Source organism: Burkholderia sp. Cy-637, assembly GCF_011753175.1.
Lineage (GTDB): Bacteria > Pseudomonadota > Gammaproteobacteria > Burkholderiales > Burkholderiaceae > Burkholderia > Burkholderia gladioli.
The window spans coordinates 25,967-44,922 of sequence record NZ_VWWC01000043.1; the positions used below are offsets into that span (position 1 = coordinate 25,967).

The window sequence follows — 18,956 nt, forward strand, 5'->3', positions numbered from 1 at the left end:
CTTATCCGATGCGGCGATTTCTTCTCGTAGCCACCGTCCTGACGCTGGCCGTCCAATCGATTGCCCAGGCGGCATCCGAGCCCGCCGTCGAGGCGCAGCACGGCATGGTGGTGTCCTCGCAGCATCTGGCCTCCGAGATCGGCGTGCAGATCCTCAAGCAGGGCGGCAATGCCGTCGACGCGGCGGTGGCGGTCGGCTACGCGCAGGCCGTGACCAACCCCTGCTGCGGCAACATCGGCGGGGGCGGCTTCATGACCCTGCACCTGGCCGACGGCCGCGACCGCTTCATCAATTTCCGCGAGAAGGCGCCGGCCGGCGCCTCGGCCAACATGTACCTCGACGAGGCCGGCAACGTGAAGCCCGGCGAGAGCCTGTACGGCTATCGCGCGGTCGGCGTGCCGGGCACGGTGGCGGGCCTGAACCTGGCCGAGCGCAAATACGGCAAGCTCACGCTGCGCCAGGTGATGGCGCCGGCGATCAAGCTCGCCCGCGACGGCTTCGTGCTCACGCGCGGCGATACCGACATCCTCGATACCACCACCAAGCGCTTCCGCAGCGATCCGGACGCGGCGCGCATCTTCCTGCGCGCCGACGGCTCGTCGCTGCAGCCGGGCGACCGGCTGGTGCAGAAGGATCTCGCGGCGACGCTCGAGAACATCGCCCGGCACGGCGACGAGGCCTTCTATCACGGCAGGATCCCGCAGGTGGTCGAGGCGGCCTCGAAGCAGGGCGGCGGCGTGATCAGCGCGGCCGACTTCGCCGCCTATCGCGCCGAGGACACCGAGCCGCTCAAGTGCGACTATCGCGGCTACACCTTCATCTCGGCGCCGCCGCCGAGCTCGGGCGGCGTCACGCTGTGCGAGACGCTGAACATCCTCGAAGGCTACGACATGCGCGCGCTCGGCTACCACTCGGCCGCGGCGGTGCACTACATGACCGAGGCGATGCGCCATGCCTACCTGGACCGCAACACCCTGCTGGGCGACCCGCACTTCATCGACAACCCGCTCGACAAGCTGCTGAGCAAGGACTACGCGGCCGAGCTGCGCAAGACCATCAGCGAGGACAAGGCCTCTTCCTCGAAGGACGTGATCCCGGGCTTCAGCGTGCATGAGAAGCCGGAAACCACCCACTACTCGATCATCGACGCCGACGGCAACGCGGTCTCGACCACCTACACCGTCAACGGCCGCTTCGGTGCCGTGGTGATCGCGCCGGGCACGGGCTTCTTCCTCAACGACGAGATGGACGACTTCACCGTCAAGGTGGGCGTGCAGAACCTGTTCGGCCTGGTGCAGGGCACGCGCAACGCGATCGCGCCGGGCAAGCGGCCGCTCTCGTCGATGGCGCCCACGGTGGTGACCAAGGACGGCAAGACCTTCATGGTGATCGGCTCGCCGGGCGGCTCGCGGATCATCACGATCACGCTGGAAACCGCGCTGAACGTGATCGACTACGGGATGGCGCCGCAGGACGCGGTGGACGCGCCGCGCATCCATCATCAGTGGCTGCCCGACGAGGTCTATTACGAAACCATGGGCCTGTCGCCCGACACGCTCGCGATCCTGCGCAAGATGGGCTACAAGATGGTCGAGCAGACCCCCTGGGGCGCCGCCGAACTGGTGCTGGTCGGCCTGCCCGGCACCGAGGTGGCCAGCCGCGTCAGCTCGGGCAACGATTCCTCGGTGTCCGGCATCGTGCGGCCCGGCTTCATCTACGGCGCGAACGATCCGCGCCGTCCCGCCGGCGCGGCGGTCGGCTACTGATCGATCGCTGTCGCCGCCTCGCCCCGCCGATATCGCGGCGGGGCGGCTCTCTCGGCTCTCTCTTCTCCCGCGGGCGCATCCGATGACGATGCGCCCGTGTCTTTTCCGGCGGCCCGATTCCTTCGCGGGCGCTCGATCGTTGACGCTGGTGGAACAGTGATGCCCATTCCGGGCGGATGATCTTTGCGGCGCGCTCGCGCATCATCGATGCCAGTCCCCGGTACCGACCGGGAGCCCCGTTCGGCAAGGCGGGCCCGCGCATCGTGGGCGTCCCGCCTGCCACGACCCGCTGGAGTCCCGCTCGATGCCGCGCCGCCTGCTTCGCCTGTTCCCGAGTTTCGTCGCGCTGCTGGCGATGCTCGGCATGACCGCCTGCAGCGGCAAGCCCGAACCCGACGCCGCCCGGAACCTGACCATGAAGCCCTCCGTCACCTATCTGCACCTGCTGCGGCATACGCCGTTCTTCACCGCGCTGTCGACCGAACAACTGCAATGGACCATCGACCATTCGCGCGAATGGGAAGCCCAGGCCGGCGCCGTGATCGCCACCTGCGACGAGGCCGTCGACACCGATGCGCCCTACTGGATCCTGCTCGACGGCGGCTGGCGCGTCGAGGCACGCGATCGCGCGTTTCCGGCCGGGCACGCCGATCCCGGCAAATGGTTCAGTGCAACCGTGGCGAACGGTGCGTCCTGTCGGCTCGTCACCACCGAGACCAGCTACGTGATGCGCATCGAACGCCAGGAAATGCAGCAGATGCTGGCGCGCGGTTTCGGGTTCGGCGCGCATCTCGAGGCGGGGGAGGCTTACTACCGGCGCTTGTTCGCCGGCGAGTGAGCCGGGCGCGCGATCACGATGTCCGGATCATGTCTGCATGGATCTTTCGCGCCGGCATGACAATCCAGGTCGTTTTTCGCGACATTGTTTCGTGTCGCCGAGCGAAACCGGTGCGGCCGCCCGAAGGCTCGGGCCTGCTACACGAAACTCGACAAAATTGTTCCCGGCTTCCGCTCAACTTCCGAGGCTCGATGCCGTTAATCCTGCCGACAAATCAGGTTGCGCCCACACGCATGGCGCGCAACGCCTTGGGGAAGGAAGTCATGAACATACAGTCGGGTTCCGGCAATACCGCGGCCGGATCGATCTCGTCTGTCACCTCCACATCGCGTACCGGCAACGGACGTGCGATGCGGATGACGACGAGCCAATCGAACGCGACGGCACGCGCGGCCGTCAGCCATGCCGCGTCGACGCAGAACGCGTCGATGCAAAACACCGGCACGCAGCAGGGCAGCAAGACCGGCACGCAAAACGGCGGCAAGCCCGCCGGCAATTCGACCAGCACCGCGAATACCTCGAATACCGCGAACGGCTCGAAAGCCGCGAGCGGCGCGAATGGCTCGAAAGGCGCGAACGGCAGTAACAGCAGCAGTTCGATCACCGACGATCCGAACTGGCTGCCCAAGCTCAGGAAAAGCATCTCGGGCTGGCGCCAGCAACTGGCCGACGCGCACCATCGCTGGTGGACCTCGCGCCACGATCGCGGCGCACGCAATGCCGCCCGCAAGGACGAGCGCACGCTGCAGGCGTCGATCGCCAGCGCGAACCAGTTCATCGATACCGAGCTGCGCAGCGAACGCATCCGCGTCGGCTCGAAGATCAACACCAGCGCCTGAGGCACGCGTCGACGGCCGCGCCATGCAATGCGCGGCCGCCGCGCCGTCTCTCCATTCGCCAGGAGAACCAGCATGATCATCCCGCCGGGATCCACCAGTTACACGAGCGCCTTCGATACCTCCTCCTCGGGCACCGGCAACGGCGACCGCGACAGGCAACGCCGGGCCGAGGCAGCGGCAGCGGCCGCGGCCGGCACGGCCAACGCGGCGAATGCTGCGTCTGCCGGCAAGGGGGCGCCGCCCGTGAGTTCCGCCGGTGCCATCGGCAGCGATGCCGCCGGCAAGGCAGCGGCGGCGACGTCGCCGAACCCGGCGTCCACCGCAGCCACCACAGCCTCGACCAGCGCATCGAGCGACTCGAAGTCCTCGAATGCTTCCACGTCCTCAGGCACGTCACCCGCCGCGAGCACCGCGAAACCGGGCAAATCCGGCGGCGCGGCGGGCGCGAGCGGCAGCGGCCAGTCGAACAGCGGCGTCGCCTTGGTCGAGCAGGTGATCAAGCGGCTGGAGCAGATGCTCAAGCAGGTGGAGAAGCAGCTCGCCCAGGCCCACAACGAGACCGAGCGACAGGCCCTGCTGCAGGAGATCGAACTGATCAGCGGCCAGTTGCAGCAGGCACTCGCGGCGCTGTCGAAGGCCATGAACGGCCAGACGGGCGGCGCGACCTCGGTGGACATCCACGCCTGAGCGGCGGCGCTGCTATTTCTCGATCATGGCATCGACGAAGCGCGCGGCACGGCGGTCGAATTCCCGAAAATCCGCGCCGCAGGTCTTCCTGACGAGAAACCGGAACAGGTAGCGGCCGGCGACGACGTGCTCGAATTCGTAGTTGGCCGACCATGCCCCGGCGTCCCGGACGCTGACGGTGTCGCCGAACGCGTCGTCGAACACACGATAGCGAATCGGCGTGGACACGCTCGCGGCCGAATCGGCATACAGCCGGAACCCGTCCTGATCGGCAAGCCGGTAAGCGCCCGCTGCTGCCTGCTGCGCCTGGTCGGGCCCGCGGGGAACACCCATCACCACCAGGTGATCGCCTGGCGGGCAGGTGGTGGCGCTGCTGAATTCGAGTCCCGGGATCGGGCGGTTGATGGCGAAGAAGCCGGTGTTGACGATCGGCGTGAGATCGCCGGCGATCGTGAATGTCTGGCGGGAGCCGTCATTGGCCGGGATGTTCACGTGGATCGACTTCGCGGAAGCCTCGGCAGCCTGTTGCCGATACGTCCAGCCCCAGGCCAGCAGGATCGCGGCAAGCGTGGCGACACACCACCAGGTCTTTTTCATTGCGTATCGGCCCCGTGCTCTCTCATTGGTCTTGATTCGATGGCGCAATCGCCGGCGGGGCCGGCGACGCATCGATAGTGGCGAATATACGATATTGCGCGCGAGTCTATCCGCGCATCGGGGCGGGGCCGCCCCGACCGCGAGTCACACGCCGGCGGCTCAAGCCCCGCGCGGCGCGAGCAGCCGCTCCGCCACGCCCACGATGTCGCGCATCGCGTGCTGCAAATGCTCGCGCAACAGCGCGGCGCCGCCGCGCACGTCGCGCGCGCGGCTCAGCTCGATCATCTCCAGGTGCTCGCGACGCGTGTGCTCGCGAATCGGCACGTTCACCACCTGAAAACGGAAATAGCGCTCGTTGCGATCGTTGAGGCGGCGCAGCGTCTCGATTGCCAGATCCAGCCCCGAAGGCGCGTAGAGCGTTTCATGGAAACGCCAGTTCAACTGCCCCCAGGTGGTTTCGGTCGCCTCGTCCATCTGCAGGACCAGCGCGCGGGCGGCCTCGAAGGTCGTCTCGCTGGAGGCCGGCATCGCGCGGCCGAAGATCCAGGGTTCGAGGCGCAGGCGGATCTCGAAGGTCTCGCGCACCTCGTCGGCCGAGATCGCGCAGACATAGGCGCCCTTGTGCGGAATGATCGTCACGAAGCCCTCGCCCTGCAGGCGCGTGATCGCCTCGCGCACCGGCACGCGGCTCACGCCGAGTTCCTCGGCCAGCGCTTCCTGGCGCAGCGGCGCGCCGGGCGGCAGCTCGCCGCGCAGGATCTTGCCGCGGATCGCCTCCAGCGCGAGATCGACGGTGGTCGAACGGACCAGCTTGCCGGAGGACGGCGAGCGGGCAGGGGAGGAGCCGGGCGGCTCGGACAGGTCTTGCATCGTCATCGTGATTCCTGAATTACAGGCCAGATCATGCCACAGACAGTGCTTGACACCAAAAAACGCGTACAGCATATTGGATACAATCTACAGTGTTCAGGATATCGCAACACGCTGACAGGTTCGATCCGGCCCCGCGGGCCGATCCCCCATTCCTTTCAAGAGGTCAAGGCTCATGCGCTGGAGCAGGACATTTACGGTGGTGAACTGCCACGCCGAAGGCGAGGTCGGCAACGTGGTGACGGGGGGCGTGTTCGACGTGCCCGGCACCAGCATGTTCGAGAAGATGATGTACCTGGAGGAGCAGGCCGACGAACTGCGCCGCATCGCCATCTTCGAGCCGCGCGGCTCGGCGAACCAGAGCGTGAACTTCATCCTGCCGCCCACCGACCCGCGCGCGCAGATGGGCTACGTGATCGCCGAATCGACCGAATACCCGGCCATGTCGGGCTCGAACACCATGTGCGTGGCCACCGTGCTGCTCGAGACGGGCATCCTGCCGATGGTCGAGCCGGTCACCAACCTGCTGCTCGAATCGCCGGCCGGGCTGATCTCGATCCGCTGCGAATGCTCGAACGGCAAGGTCACCAAGGTCGAGTTCACCAACCAGCCGGCCTTCGCCAACCATCTCGACCAGATGATCGAGGTGGAGGGCGTGGGCACGCTGAAGGTGGACGTCGGCTACGGCGGCATGACCTACGTGATCGTCGACGCCGAGGCGCTCGGCTTCGGCATCACGCCCGACGAGGCGCGCGAGCTGTGCGAACTCGGCCAGATCATCAAGGCCGCCGCCGCCGAGCAGCTGCCCTCGCCGCATCCGCTCAATCCCTACATCAAGGGCATCACGCAGACCGAATTCGTGCTGCCGGTGCGCCGCGAGAACGGCGTGCTGAAGTCGCGCAACACCGTGATCGTCTCGCCGGGCCGCTGCGATCGCTCGCCCTGCGGCACCGGCACCTCGGCGCGGCTCGCGGTGCTGCACGCGAAGGGGCTGATCAGCGTCGGCGAGACCTTCGTGCACGAGTCGATCATCGGCTCCATCTTCGAAAGCCGCATCGCCTCGCTGACCAAGCTCGGCGATCGCCCCGCGGTGGTGCCGGTGGTATCGGGGCAAGCCTGGATCAGCGCGATCTCGCAGGTCGGCGTCGATCCGACCGACCGCTTCCAGACCGGTTTCACGCTGTCGGATACCTGGCTCGAGGCCGTCGACGACAAGCTGATCAAGTCGCGCCAGTAAGCCGCAAGGCATCGATCGACCACGCGGCGCGAGCGCGTATCGTCACGGAGGACACAGCAAGGCACGGCAGGATCGGAACCGTGGGTTCCGCTCATTTTGTTATTGAGGATTCCGGATCGTTACGGCACCTGGAGCCAGGCCGCCGCCCCGGCTCTCCAGTTGTTGAACCAACCCGTAGGACATGACATGAACAATCTGACCAAGGCAGTGGCAGCGTGCAGTCTTTGCGTGGCGTCGGCGTGGGCGATGGCCGACTCGACCGTGACGATCGGGCTTTCCGGCCCGCTGACGGGCCCCCAGGCCGGCAGCGGCAAGGACAACGAGAACGGGGCGAAGCTGGCGATCGCCGATCTCGATGCGAAGGGCATCACGGTGGGCGGGCAGACGGTCAAGCTCGCGCTCGACTCGGAGGACGACCAGGGCGACCCGAAGGTGGGCGTGCAGATCGCCCAGAAGCTGGCCGACAGCCATGCGCTGGCGGTGCTCGGGCCGAACAACTCGGGCGTGGCGATTCCCGCCTCGCAGATCTACCAGAACGCCGGCGTGGCGACGCTGCCGGTGGCCACCACCCCGGCGCTGACCGCGCAGGGCTACAACACGATCTTCCGGATCGGCGCGAGCGACGCGCAGCTCGGCAGCTCGATGGCCGATTTCGCGCAGAAGGTGCTGAAGGCGAAGAAGGTGGCGGTGATCGACGATCGCACCGCCTACGGCCAGGGCCTGGCGCAGGAGTTCATCAGCGAGGCGCAGAAGATCGGCCTGACCGTGGTCGGGCGCGAGTTCACCAACTCGAACGCGGTGGACTTCCGCGCGATCCTGACCAACCTGAAGGAGAAGGCGCCCGACGCGATCTTCTACGGCGGTTACTCGGCGCAGGCGGGCCCGATGCTCAAGCAGATGCGCTCGATGGCGATTCCGGCCAAGCTGCTCGGCGGCGACGGCATGTGCTCGGCCGAGCTGCCGCAACTGGCCGGCGACGCCTCGGTCGACGCCTTCTGCGCGCAGGGCGGCACCGCGCTCGACAAGACGCCGGCCGGCCATGCCTTCGTGCAGCGCTACAAGTCGACCTATCACGTCGACATGCTGGTGTATGCGGCGAACTTCTACGACGGCGTGATGATGATCGCCAAGGCGATGCAGGCCACCGGCACCACCACCGATCGCGCCAAGATCCGCGGCTACCTGGCGGGCATCGAATACGACGGCATCGCCGGCCATTATTCGTTCGACGCCAACGGCAACCTGAAAGGCGCGCCGACCACCGTCTACACCTTCCGCAAGAACACCCTCACGCCATACTGAGCGCGCATCCGGATGAACGGCGATTCATCCGGTCAAGCGGGGCGGCGTTCGCGCGCCGGTGCCCCCCGCGGGCTGCAAGGTGACGGCGGGCACTCCCCCCGTCCGCCGTCACCAAGCGGTTTTCCCTGCTGGTTTTCTTTTCCCTTTCCGGTATTCAGAACGAAGGCGGGTGGCCTGGCGAGCCGTCGTGCGTCGCCGCGTCGAGCACCTCGGCCGGCGCGATTTCCGCGGCTTCCGCTGTCTCCCCCGGCACCTCCGCCGCCGCGCCCCCTTTCTCCCGATACGCCGCCGGCGTCGCCCCGAACTGCTTGCGGAACTCGCGCCCGAGATGCGAGGCATCGGAGAAGCCGCAACTGGTGGCGATATCGGCCACGGTGCGATCCGAGCTGGTCAGCAGCCACGCGGCGGTGCGCAGCCGGACCTGCTTGGCGAAGGCCTGAGGGCTCTTGCCGGTTTCGGCCTTGAACAGCCGCTCGAGCTGCCGGGCCGACAGGTCCAGCTTGCAGGCCAGCTCGTCGAGCGGCAGCGCGCGCCCGACATGCTGCTCCATCAGCAGGATCGCGCGCTTGACCTTCGGGTGCGTGGCCGGCTCCAGCCCCGGCGGATGCGGCTGCGGGGCGTTGCCCTTCTGCATCTCGCCCACCAGCAGGATGCGCAGCGCCTTCTGCACGGTGGCGTGATCGAAGTGGCGCAGCAGGATCGCGGCGGCCACGTCGATCGAGGCGCGCCCGCCCGAGCAGGTGATGCGGCGCCGGTCGATCACGAACAGCCGGTCGGCGATCAGCCGCTCGGCGTCGACGTTCGGAAAGCGCTCGATGAAATCCCAGTAGTGGAACCAGCTCACGCAGATCCGGTGCGCGTCCAGCACGCCGGCACGCATCAGCGCGAACACGCCGGTGCAGATCCCTACCACGTTGGCGCCGCCCTCGGCCGCGCGCCGGATGAACTGCAGCGCCTCGGGGCTCGCTTGCGGCCCGGAATGCAGCAGCCCGCCCACCACCACCACGTAGTCGTAAGGCTCGCCGCCGGCGTCGAAGGTCTCCCAGGGCGTGATCTGGATCCCGCAACTGGCGCGCACCGGCGCCAGCGTGTCGCCGATCACGCTCCAGGCGCAGCGCACCGGCTTGCTGTAGTCGCCGTCGTCGGCCGACAGCCGCAGCATGTCGACGAAGCCGGAAAAGGCGGTCAGCGTGAAATTCGGCAGCAGCACGATGCCGAAGCGCAGCCGGGTGGGGGCCGGGTCGGCGGAGAGGAGCGAGGCGGGCAGGTCGGGCGTCATTGCAGCGTGTTCAGGGAAAGCGAGAAGCCGGGGGCGCCCCGGCCGGTGGCGGCGCCCCGTGCGTCGAGCGTCGCCGATCGCCGGCGGGCGGACTTGCGTTTTTCCGTCGCGAATCATCGCCAAAACGCACAATCCGGCCCCGCCGGTGCCGGGGTGGCGGCGGCATCCCACTTCGATGCCGGTTTTGTTCTATCGGCGGATTTTACGCTTTGATGTACTGACGCCATTGTCCAATCCCCGCGTTTCCACCGGAGAAGCTCCCAGATGAACGTCAGCGTTTTCGATCTGTTCAAGATCGGCATCGGCCCGTCGAGCTCGCACACGGTCGGCCCGATGATCGCGGCATGCCGGTTCGCCTCGCATGTCGAGGACGCCAACCTGCTGGCCTTCGTGCGGCGCGTGCGAGTCGAGCTGTACGGCTCGCTCGGCGCCACCGGCAAGGGCCACGGCACCGACAAGGCGGTCCTGCTGGGCCTGGAAGGGCACCTGCCCGACCTGATCGACCCCGACCTGATCGAGCCGCGCCTGAAGGCGATTCGCGCCGAGAAAACCCTCTGCCTGCTGGGCCGGCGCTCGGTGCGCTTCGAGGAGAAGGAGGACATCGGCTTCTACCGCCGCATGATGGCCGGCACCAGCATGGTCCACCCGAACGGGATGCGCTTCCAGGCCTTCGACGAGAACGGCCAGTTGCTGGTGGAGAAGGAGTATTACTCGGTCGGCGGCGGCTTCGTGGTGAACCGCGACGGCGATCGCGTCAACGGCGTGCGCGCGGCGGCCGAGGTGCCGTATCCGTTCCGCACCGGCGACGACCTGCTGCGCGCGAGCCGCGAGAGCGGCCTGTCGATCGCCGAGCTGACCTTCCGCAACGAATGCGCGCTGCGCCCTGCCGAGGAAGTGCGTGCCGGCCTGCTGGCGATCTGGAACACCATGGCGGCCTGCGTCGAGCGCGGCTGCAAGGTGGAGGGCGAGCTGCCGGGCCCGATGCGCGTCAAGCGCCGCGCCGCCGAGCTCTACCACCGCCTGCGCAACCGCTCCGAGGAATCGCTGCGCGATCCGCTGTCGATGCTCGATTGGGTCAACCTCTACGCGATGGCCGTCAACGAGGAGAACGCCGCGGGCGGGCGCGTGGTGACGGCCCCCACCAACGGCGCGGCCGGCGTGATCCCGGCGGTGCTGCATTACTACGTGAAGTTCGTGCCGGGCTCCAACGAGCAGGGAATCATCGACTTCCTGCTGACCGCCGCCGCGATCGGGATCATCTACAAGGAAACCGCCTCCATCTCGGGCGCCGAGGTGGGCTGCCAGGGCGAGGTGGGGGTGGCCTGCTCGATGGCCGCCGCCGCGCTGGCGGCCGTGATGGGCGGCAACCCCGACCAGGTCGAGAACGCCGCCGAGATCGGCATGGAGCACAACCTCGGCATGACCTGCGACCCGGTGGGCGGGCTGGTGCAGATCCCCTGCATCGAGCGCAACGCGATGGGCGCGATCAAGGCGCTGAACGCCTCGCGCATGGCGCTCAAGGGCGACGGCACGCATTACGTGTCGCTCGACTCGGTGATCAAGACCATGCGCGAGACCGGCGCCGACATGAAGACGAAATACAAGGAAACGTCCCGCGGCGGCCTCGCCGTGAACGTCATCGAGTGCTAAAGAAAGGTACCTGGAAATGAGCCGCTACTCCGTATTCAGCCTGTTCCGCAACGGCCTGTCGTACCACGAGAACTGGGAACGCCAGTGGAAGAGCCCCGAACCGAAGAAGGAATACGACGTGGTGATCGTCGGCGGCGGCGGGCACGGCCTGGCCACCGCCTACTACCTCGCCAAGGAGCACGGCATCACCAACGTGGCGATCCTCGAGAAGGGCTGGATCGGCGGCGGCAACACCGCGCGCAACACCACCATCGTGCGCTCGAACTATCTGTGGGACGAATCGGCCGGCCTCTATGAAAAGGCCATGAAGCTCTGGGAAGGGCTTTCGCAGGACCTCAACTACAACGTCATGTTCAGCCAGCGCGGCGTGATGAACCTCGCGCACACGCTGCAGGACGTGCGCGACACGCAGCGCCGCGTCAACGCCAACCGGCTGAACGGGGTGGATGCCGAGTTCCTCACGCCCGCGCAGATCAAGGAAATCGAGCCGACCATCAACCTGAACAGCCGCTACCCGGTGCTGGGCGCCTCGATCCAGCGGCGCGGCGGCGTGGCCCGCCACGACGCGGTGGCCTGGGGCTTCGCGCGCGGCGCCGACCGCGCCGGCGTGGACATCATCCAGAACTGCCAGGTGGTCGGTATCCGTCGCGACGGCGACCGCGTGACCGGCGTCGATACCGTCAAGGGCTTCATCAAGGCCAAGAAGGTGGCGGTGGTGGCGGCTGGCAACACCACCACGCTGGCCGACATGGCCGGCGTGCGCCTGCCGATCGAGAGCCACCCGCTGCAGGCGCTGGTGTCCGAGCCGATCAAGCCGGTGGTCAACACGGTGGTGATGTCGAACGCGGTGCACGCCTACATCAGCCAGTCCGACAAGGGGGATCTCGTGATCGGCGCCGGCATCGACCAATACACCGGCTTCGGCCAGCGCGGCAGCTTCCAGATCATCGAGGGCACGCTGGAGGCGATCGTCGAGATGTTCCCGGTGTTCTCGCGCGTGCGCATGAACCGCCAGTGGGGCGGCATCGTCGACGTCTCGCCCGACGCCTGCCCGATCATCAGCAAGACCGACGTCAAGGGCCTCTATTTCAACTGCGGCTGGGGCACCGGCGGCTTCAAGGCCACGCCCGGCTCGGGCTGGTGCTACGCGCACACCATCGCGCGCGACGAACCGCATCCGCTGAACGCGCCCTTCGCGCTGGACCGCTTCTACAGCGGCCACCTGATCGACGAGCACGGCGCCGCTGCCGTCGCCCACTGAGCCACCACCACGAGGAGAACCGAACATGCTGCTGATCAACTGCCCGTGGTGCGGACCGCGTGCCGAATCCGAATTCTCGTGCGGCGGCGAGGCCGATATCGCCCGCCCGCTCGACACCGACGCGCTGTCGGACCGCGAATGGGGCGACTACCTGTTCATGCGCGAGAACCCGCGCGGCGTGCATCGCGAGCAATGGCTGCACACGCAAGGCTGCCGCCGCTGGTTCAAGGCGACGCGCGATACGGTGAGCTACGAAATCCAGGGCTACGAGACGTTCGGCGTGCCCGCACACGACGCACAAGAGGGCAACACCAAATGAGCCAGAAAGACCGCCTCGGCGCGGGTGGCCGGATCAACCGCGCGATTCCGCTGACCTTCACGTTCAACGGCCGCACCTACCAGGGTTTCCAGGGCGACACGCTGGCCTCGGCGCTGCTCGCCAACGGCGTGCACTTCGTGGCGCGCAGCTTCAAGTACCACCGCCCGCGCGGCATCGTGACGGCCGACGTGGCCGAGCCGAACGCGGTGGTGCAACTGGAGACCGGTGCCTACACGGTGCCGAACGCGCGCGCCACCGAGATCGAGCTGTACCAGGGGCTGGTGGCCTCGAGCGTCAACGCGGTGCCCTCGCTCGAGCACGACCGCATGGCGATCAACCAGAAGTTCGCGCGCTTCATGCCGGCCGGCTTCTACTACAAGACCTTCATGTGGCCGCGCAAGTTCTGGCCCAAGTACGAGGAGAAGATCCGCGAGGCGGCCGGCCTGGGCAAGGCGCCCGAGGCGCTCGACGCCGATCGCTACGACAAGCAGTTCGCGCATTGCGACGTGCTGGTGGTGGGCGGCGGGCCCACGGGCCTGGCGGCCGCGCATGCGGCGGCGGTCAGCGGCGCGCGCGTGATCCTGGTCGACGACCAGCGCGAGCTGGGCGGCAGCCTGCTGTCCTGCCGCGCCGAGATCGACGGCCGGCCCGCGCTGCAATGGGTCGAGAAGATCGAGGGCGAGCTGGCCAAGCTGCCCGACGTGAAGATCCTCACGCGCAGCACCGCCTTCGGCTACCAGGACCACAATCTCGTCACCATCACCCAGCGCCTGACCGAGCACCTGCCGGTATCGATGCGCAAGGGCAGCCGCGAGCTGCTGTGGAAGGTCCGCGCCAAGCGCGTGATCCTCGCCACCGGCGCGCAGGAGCGGCCGATCGTGTTCGGTAACAACGACCTGCCGGGCGTGATGCTGGCCGGCGCGGTGTCGACCTATGTGAACCGCTACGGCGTGCTGCCGGGCCGCGAGGCGGTGGTGTTCACCAACAACGACCGTGGCTACCAGGCCGCGCTGGACCTCAAGGCGCACGGCGCCAAGGTCACCGTGGTGGATTCGCGCGCGGCCGGCAACGGCGCGCTGCCGGCCGCCGCCAAGCGGCACGGCATCGCGGTGCTGAACGGCTCGGTGGTCACCAGCGCGAGCGGCAAGCTGCGCGTGCAATCGGTGGACGTGGCCGGCTACGCGAACGGCAAGGTGGGCGCGCGCGGCGCCACGCTGTCCTGCGACCTGCTGGCGATGTCGGGCGGCTACAGCCCGGTGCTGCACCTGTTCGCGCAATCGGGCGGCAAGGCCCACTGGCACGACGAGAAGGCCTGCTTCGTGCCGGGCAAGGCGATGCAGCCCGAAACCAGCATCGGCGCGGCGGCCGGCGAGTTCTCGCTGGCGCGCGGCCTGCGCCTGGCGGTCGACGCCGGTGTGGACGCGGCCAAGGCGGCCGGCTTCAACGCCGCCCAGCGCCCCGTCGCGCCGCAGGCGACCGACGCCGCCGAGGCGCCGCTCGAGCCGCTCTGGCTGGTCGGCAGCGGCGAGCAGGTGACGCGCGGGCCGAAGCGCTTCGTCGATTTCCAGAACGACGTGGGTGCGGCCGATATCCTGCTGGCGGCGCGCGAGGGCTTCGAATCGGTCGAGCACGTCAAGCGCTACACGGCGATGGGCTTCGGCACCGACCAGGGCAAGCTCGGCAACATCAACGGCATGGCGATCCTGGCGCAGGCGCTCGGCAAGACCATTCCCGAAACCGGCACCACCACCTTCCGGCCGAACTACACGCCGGTCACCTTCGGCACCTTCGCGGGCCGCGAGCTCGGCGATTTCCTCGATCCGATCCGCAAGACCTGCATCCACGAATGGCACGTCGAGCACGGCGCGCTGTTCGAGGACGTCGGCAACTGGAAGCGCCCCTGGTACTTCCCGAGGAACGGCGAGGACCTGCACGCGGCGGTGGCGCGCGAGTGCCTGGCGGTGCGCAACAGCGTCGGCATCCTCGATGCCTCGACGCTCGGCAAGATCGACATCCAGGGCCCGGACGCGGTCAAGCTGCTGAACTGGATGTACACCAACCCCTGGGGCAAGCTCGAGGTGGGCCGCGCCCGCTACGGGCTGATGCTCGACGAGAACGGCATGGTGTTCGACGACGGCGTGACGGTGCGCCTGGGCGAGCAGCACTACATGATGACCACCACCACCGGCGGCGCCGCGCGCGTGCTGACCTGGATGGAGCGCTGGCTGCAGACCGAATGGCCCGACATGAAGGTGCGCCTGTCGTCGGTGACGGACCACTGGGCCACCTTCGCGGTGGTCGGCCCGAACAGCCGCAAGGTGGTGCAGAAGGTCTGCCAGGACATCGACTTCGCCAACGCGGCCTTCCCGTTCATGAGCTATCGCGACGGCACCGTGGCCGGCGCCAGGGCGCGCGTGATGCGGATCAGCTTCTCGGGCGAGCTGGCTTATGAAGTCAACGTGCCGGCCAATGCGGGGCGCGCCGTGTGGGAGGCGATCATGGCCGCCGGCGCCGAGTTCGACATCACGCCCTACGGCACCGAAACCATGCATGTGCTGCGCGCCGAGAAGGGCTACATCATCGTCGGCCAGGACACCGACGGCTCGATCACGCCGCACGACCTCGGCATGAGCGGCCTGGTGGCGAAATCGAAGGACTTCCTGGGCCGGCGCTCGCTGTCGCGCTCGGATACCACCAAGTCCAACCGCAAGCAGTTCGTCGGCCTGCTGACCGACGACCCGGCCACCGTGCTGGAGGAAGGCGGCCAGATCGTCGAGCCCAATGCCGCGGCCAACGCCGAAGGCCTGACGCCGATGATCGGCCATGTCACCTCCAGCTACTACAGCCCGATCCTCAAGCGCTCGATCGCGCTGGCGGTGGTGAAGGGCGGCCTGGGCAAGATGGGCGAGTCGGTGGCGATCTCGCTGGCCAACGGGCGCAAGGTCAACGCCAGGATCACGAGCCCGGTTTTCTATGACACCGAAGGGGTACGTCAGAATGTGGAATGAAACGCGCAACCAGTCCTCGGTGGCCTCGCAGGCGGCCGGCCCGCGGCTCGAATCGCCGCTGATCGGCGCCCAGGACGTGCTCAAGCCGCACCAGGCCCGCGCCTCGCAGAAGTTCCAGCTGCGCGAGCGGCCCTTCCTCGATCTCGTCAACGTGCGCGGCGAGTTGTCGGATCCGGCCTTCGTCGAGGCCTTCGAGCGCGTGGTCGGCTGCCAGCCGCCGGCCAGGCCGAACACGGTGGCGCGCGGCGCCGACTACGACGTGCTCTGGCTCGGTCCCGACGAGTGGCTGGTGCGCTCGAACGGGCCGGTGGCCGCCGGCCTGCTGGAAGGCAGGCTGGCGCCGGCGCTGGCCGGGCTGTACGCGGCCGCGGTCGATATAGGCAGCGGCTACACGGTGCTGGAGATCAGCGGCGAACGCGTGCGCGACGTGCTCGCGCGCGGCTGCCCGCTGGACCTGCATCCGCGCCTGTTCGGCGTCGGCCAGTGCGCGCAGAGTCACTACTTCAAGGCCTCGCTGACCCTGCTGCCCACCGGCGAGCAGAGCTACGACCTGGTGATCCGCCGCAGCTTCGCCGACTACTTCTGCCGGATCATGCTCGACGCCGCGGCGCCGCTGGTCTCATGAAGCCGGTCGACGATCCGTTCGCGACGCTCGGCACGGCCCGCGCCAAGGGGCGCGGCTGGAGCGTGTTCATCGAGGAGCTGAAGGTGCCGGCGCGGATCGGCATCCACGCGCACGAACACGAAGCGCCGCAGCCGATCGTGATCGACGCGCGGCTCGGCTATCGCTGCGAGCCGGTCGAGCAGGGCGCGATCGGCTTCGTCGACTATGACGGCTACTGCGCGCGCGTCGCCGCCTGGCTCGCGCACAAGCCGCATACGCGCCTGCTCGAGACGCTGGTGGTCGAGCTGGCGGCGCTGTCCTTCGAGGAATGGCCGGCGCTGGAAGCGGTCACGCTGTCGATGCACAAGCCGAAGATCCGGCCCGGCACGCGGCGCGTCGGCGTCGAGCTGGACTGGACGCGGGCCGATTACCTGGCCTGGCGCGAGGCGGTCGAGGCGCGTCGGCGCGGGGCGGGCATCGCTGCGCGGGTGGGCGGCACGGGAAGCATCGGCGCGGACTTCACCGCGCATTGAGCGGCGCGCGCGCCGGCGGGCTTGCCGGCATCAGTGCGCGGCGAGCCGGCTCGACTGGCGTTCGAGTTCGCGCAGGCGCGCGACGATGTCGTCGAGCTGGGTGCGTTCGGCATCCTGCAGGCCGTCGCGTGCCAGCACGGCCTCGAGTCGCGCGAGCCAGAGGGCGATCCGAGCCGGCTCGCCGGGCGTGAGCCGCGCCACCAATTGCTCGAGCGTGGACAGGTCGGCCTCGATGGCCGTCGGTGCTGCGTCGTCCGTTGCTGAGTCCTCGTTACGATCGCCTGGCATGGTGTCCTCGGTCTGTTGCTGGGTTGGCGCCTCGATCGGTGATCTGCGCCGCGTCGCGGGGCCGGTCTCTCAGGCCGGCAAGACGATGCCCGGCCGTGGCCGGGCATTCGCGACATTGTGGTCGAAGCGGATGACGCTGGCGAGACACGCGAGCGAAGAACGGCCCGAATGTCTCCTCCAGTGCGTCACCTTCATCCTGTCATCGCCATTGCATCGTTGCGCGGGCGTGCTCAGTGATGGTCCTTGTTGCGCATCGCATCCTTCGCGGCGTCCTTGACGTCGCCATAACCCTTGCGGGCCTCGCCCTCGGCCTGCTGGAGATCGCCCTTGACCTCCTGCTTGGTATTGCCGGTGGCCTTGCCGACCGCCTCGTTGACCTTGCCCTTCACTTGCTCGGCCGTGCCCTTGATGTGTTCCTTGTTCATGATTCACCTCCAGGTTTGAGTGCTTGCAGATCAGCTTGTTGACGGATCGACGCCCGCCGTCACGGGTACCCACTTCCTTGCCGCGCGCCGCCGGCGGCGCGCGGGCGTGACGCTCAGTTCACGTTCTTCCTCTTCAGCTCGGGCGGCAGCCCTTCGAGCAGATCCGCCATCTCGTCGGCATGTTCCTCCTCGACCGCGAGGATCTGCTCGAACAGGCGGCGCGTGGTCGGATCGCGATCGCCGAGGTACTGGACCATCTCGCGATAGCTGTCGATCGCGATCCGCTCGGCCACCAGGTCCTCGTTGATCATGTCGACCAGGGTGCTGCCTTCCACGTATTCGGCATGGCTGCGCTTGGCGAGCTGGTTGGGCGCGAGATCGGGGCTGCCGCCGAGCTGGACGATACGCGCCGCGATCATGTCGGCATGGCTCTGTTCCTCGTTCGAGTGCGCGAGGAATTCCTCGGCGATGCCCGACGAGTGGATGCCCTTGGCCATGAAGTGATGGCGCCGGTAGCGCAGCATGCAGACGATCTCGGTGGCCAGCGCCTCGTTGAGCAGGCGCAGCACCGTCTCGCGGTCCGCGTGGTAGCCGGCGGTCACGGCGCCTTCGTCGACATGCTGGCGGGCGCGTTCGCGCAGGGTTTTCACATCCGTCAATTGCGTGTTGTGGGCCATCGCAGTTCCTCTTTATCGGTCTGTCGAATAAGACGGCGGCTGGCGTTTCGCCTCGGGCGAAGCCGGCTGCCTCCGGCGAGGATCAAGCAGGAGCCGTGCCCGTCCAGGCATGCAGGCGCTGCCGGCGCGGCGCCACGGGGCTGCGCGGGCGCGGCGGGGCTGACGGGTATGCTTGCGCGGCGCGGATGCAGGCAAGCCTGGCGGGAAGGGCTTTGTAATTTGTACAGGCGCGAGCAGCGGGACGCATTCCGGCGTGCCGAGGCGCTATCTGCCCTGACGCGAGCGGGCGGTGGACCGTGTTTGCCGCGTTTTTGTCGATTGCACCGGCTTCGCCGCCAGCGAGGGCGAGCGCTCGTCGAGCGCGGGCACCGCTTCCCGCTCGCGTTCCGCGCGCCGCGCGCCGGCGAACTGCTGCCGGTAGGCCAGCGGCGTGAGCGCCCTGGCCGCCTTGAACTGCCGGTTGAAATGCGCCGCGTTCGGAAAGCCCGAGCGCTCGGCGATCACCGAGACCGGCATGCGCGTGTCGGTCAGCAGCCGGCAGGCATGGCCGATCCGCACGCGCGTGATGTAGCGGCCGACGCTCTCGCCGAGATGGCGCGTGAACTGGCGCGTCAGCGAGCGCTCGGACAGGCCCGCGGCCCTGGCCAGCGCGGCCAGTTGCAGCGGCCGGGCGAACTGCGTGTCGATCAGCGCCAGCACGCGGTCGAGCCGCCCCGCCTCGGGGCTGGCGCGCGCGCCCTCGGCCGCGCCGAAGGCGTTGGGCGCGGCCAGCGAGG

General features: G+C 68.2%; 20 protein-coding genes. 12 read left to right on the forward strand and 8 right to left on the reverse strand.

Features of this window, described 5'->3' with window-relative positions; all coding sequences use genetic code 11:
• Positions 1–8: 8 nt before the first annotated feature.
• The 3 genes from ggt (at position 9) to F3J10_RS14410 (ending at position 3,443) form a co-directional block, all read left to right on the forward strand.
• Entirely contained in the window at positions 9–1,766 is a 1,758-nt protein-coding gene (gene ggt / locus F3J10_RS14400; RefSeq protein WP_167242351.1) for a gamma-glutamyltransferase, read from the forward strand.
• 304 nt (positions 1,767–2,070) lie between these two features.
• A complete protein-coding gene (locus tag F3J10_RS14405) occupies positions 2,071–2,604 on the forward strand; it encodes a hypothetical protein (RefSeq protein WP_013689465.1) in 534 nt (177 codons plus the stop codon).
• A 29-nt stretch (positions 2,605–2,633) separates the two neighbouring features.
• Positions 2,634–3,443: a hypothetical protein gene (locus F3J10_RS14410; protein ID WP_167242352.1), complete on the forward strand. Its 810-nt coding sequence runs from the start codon at positions 2,634–2,636 to the stop codon at positions 3,441–3,443.
• 98 nt (positions 3,444–3,541) lie between these two features.
• Here F3J10_RS14410 and F3J10_RS14415 read toward each other — a convergent pair whose 3' ends face one another.
• Positions 3,542–3,943: a hypothetical protein gene (locus F3J10_RS14415; RefSeq protein WP_167242353.1), complete on the reverse strand. Its 402-nt coding sequence runs from the start codon at positions 3,941–3,943 to the stop codon at positions 3,542–3,544.
• Here F3J10_RS14415 and F3J10_RS14420 point away from each other — a divergent pair.
• Entirely contained in the window at positions 3,936–4,130 is a 195-nt protein-coding gene (locus F3J10_RS14420) for a hypothetical protein (protein WP_111946562.1), read from the forward strand. The two genes, F3J10_RS14415 and F3J10_RS14420, sit on opposite strands and share 8 nt — an antisense overlap.
• Before the next feature lie 12 nt (positions 4,131–4,142).
• Here F3J10_RS14420 and F3J10_RS14425 read toward each other — a convergent pair whose 3' ends face one another.
• Together F3J10_RS14425 and F3J10_RS14430 are read right to left on the reverse strand one after the other, a co-directional pair.
• Positions 4,143–4,727 carry a hypothetical protein gene (locus tag F3J10_RS14425; RefSeq protein WP_167242354.1) on the reverse strand — a complete coding sequence of 195 codons (585 nt, stop codon included), beginning with the start codon at positions 4,725–4,727 and terminating at the stop codon, positions 4,143–4,145.
• A gap of 159 nt (positions 4,728–4,886) precedes the next feature.
• On the reverse strand, positions 4,887–5,603 hold the full coding sequence (locus tag F3J10_RS14430) for a GntR family transcriptional regulator (protein WP_036040390.1): 717 nt from the start codon (positions 5,601–5,603) through the stop codon (positions 4,887–4,889).
• A 196-nt stretch (positions 5,604–5,799) separates the two neighbouring features.
• Between F3J10_RS14430 and F3J10_RS14435 the strand changes: the two genes are divergently transcribed.
• Complete coding sequence (locus tag F3J10_RS14435; protein ID WP_244120164.1) at positions 5,800–6,834, forward strand: proline racemase family protein; 1,035 nt, start codon at positions 5,800–5,802, stop codon at positions 6,832–6,834.
• A 186-nt stretch (positions 6,835–7,020) separates the two neighbouring features.
• On the forward strand, positions 7,021–8,136 hold the full coding sequence (locus F3J10_RS14440) for a branched-chain amino acid ABC transporter substrate-binding protein (protein WP_167242355.1): 1,116 nt from the start codon (positions 7,021–7,023) through the stop codon (positions 8,134–8,136).
• Positions 8,137–8,290: 154 nt separating this feature from the next.
• Here the strand turns inward: F3J10_RS14440 and F3J10_RS14445 are convergent, their stop codons facing one another.
• On the reverse strand, positions 8,291–9,415 hold the full coding sequence (locus F3J10_RS14445) for a GlxA family transcriptional regulator (protein WP_167242356.1): 1,125 nt from the start codon (positions 9,413–9,415) through the stop codon (positions 8,291–8,293).
• Positions 9,416–9,679: 264 nt separating this feature from the next.
• On the opposite strand from F3J10_RS14445, the gene F3J10_RS14450 reads away from it, so the two are divergent.
• Genes F3J10_RS14450 through F3J10_RS14475 form a run of 6 tightly spaced genes read left to right on the forward strand, consistent with a single transcriptional unit; the run spans position 9,680 to position 16,790 of the window.
• Positions 9,680–11,065, forward strand: coding sequence for an L-serine ammonia-lyase (locus F3J10_RS14450; protein ID WP_167242357.1), 1,386 nt, complete (start codon positions 9,680–9,682; stop codon positions 11,063–11,065).
• A 16-nt stretch (positions 11,066–11,081) separates the two neighbouring features.
• Positions 11,082–12,326: a sarcosine oxidase subunit beta family protein gene (locus F3J10_RS14455; protein WP_013689471.1), complete on the forward strand. Its 1,245-nt coding sequence runs from the start codon at positions 11,082–11,084 to the stop codon at positions 12,324–12,326.
• A 25-nt stretch (positions 12,327–12,351) separates the two neighbouring features.
• Positions 12,352–12,645, forward strand: a complete 294-nt coding sequence (locus F3J10_RS14460) for a sarcosine oxidase subunit delta (RefSeq protein WP_013689472.1) — start codon at positions 12,352–12,354, stop codon at positions 12,643–12,645.
• Positions 12,642–15,653 (forward strand): sarcosine oxidase subunit alpha family protein, encoded by a 3,012-nt coding sequence (locus tag F3J10_RS14465; protein WP_167242358.1) that lies wholly within the window; start codon positions 12,642–12,644, stop codon positions 15,651–15,653. The genes F3J10_RS14460 and F3J10_RS14465 overlap by 4 nt, the downstream gene beginning before the upstream one ends.
• On the forward strand, positions 15,643–16,278 hold the full coding sequence (locus F3J10_RS14470) for a sarcosine oxidase subunit gamma (protein ID WP_025101257.1): 636 nt from the start codon (positions 15,643–15,645) through the stop codon (positions 16,276–16,278). The genes F3J10_RS14465 and F3J10_RS14470 overlap by 11 nt, the downstream gene beginning before the upstream one ends.
• Positions 16,275–16,790 carry a dihydroneopterin aldolase gene (locus F3J10_RS14475; RefSeq protein WP_167230386.1) on the forward strand — a complete coding sequence of 172 codons (516 nt, stop codon included), beginning with the start codon at positions 16,275–16,277 and terminating at the stop codon, positions 16,788–16,790. The genes F3J10_RS14470 and F3J10_RS14475 overlap by 4 nt, the downstream gene beginning before the upstream one ends.
• Positions 16,791–16,820: 30 nt before the next feature.
• Here F3J10_RS14475 and F3J10_RS14480 read toward each other — a convergent pair whose 3' ends face one another.
• From F3J10_RS14480 to F3J10_RS14495, 4 genes are all read right to left on the reverse strand, one after another.
• The gene (locus tag F3J10_RS14480; protein ID WP_025101255.1) at positions 16,821–17,078 is read right to left on the reverse strand and encodes a hypothetical protein; all 258 of its coding nucleotides are present in this window, start codon (positions 17,076–17,078) and stop codon (positions 16,821–16,823) included.
• Between the two features lie 230 nt (positions 17,079–17,308).
• The gene (locus tag F3J10_RS14485; RefSeq protein WP_025101254.1) at positions 17,309–17,503 is read right to left on the reverse strand and encodes a CsbD family protein; all 195 of its coding nucleotides are present in this window, start codon (positions 17,501–17,503) and stop codon (positions 17,309–17,311) included.
• A 113-nt stretch (positions 17,504–17,616) separates the two neighbouring features.
• Complete coding sequence (locus tag F3J10_RS14490; protein WP_025101253.1) at positions 17,617–18,180, reverse strand: ferritin-like domain-containing protein; 564 nt, start codon at positions 18,178–18,180, stop codon at positions 17,617–17,619.
• Positions 18,181–18,444: 264 nt separating this feature from the next.
• Positions 18,445–18,956 (reverse strand): AraC family transcriptional regulator (locus F3J10_RS14495; RefSeq protein ID WP_167242359.1); only part of this gene is annotated, 512 nt, incomplete at its 5' end.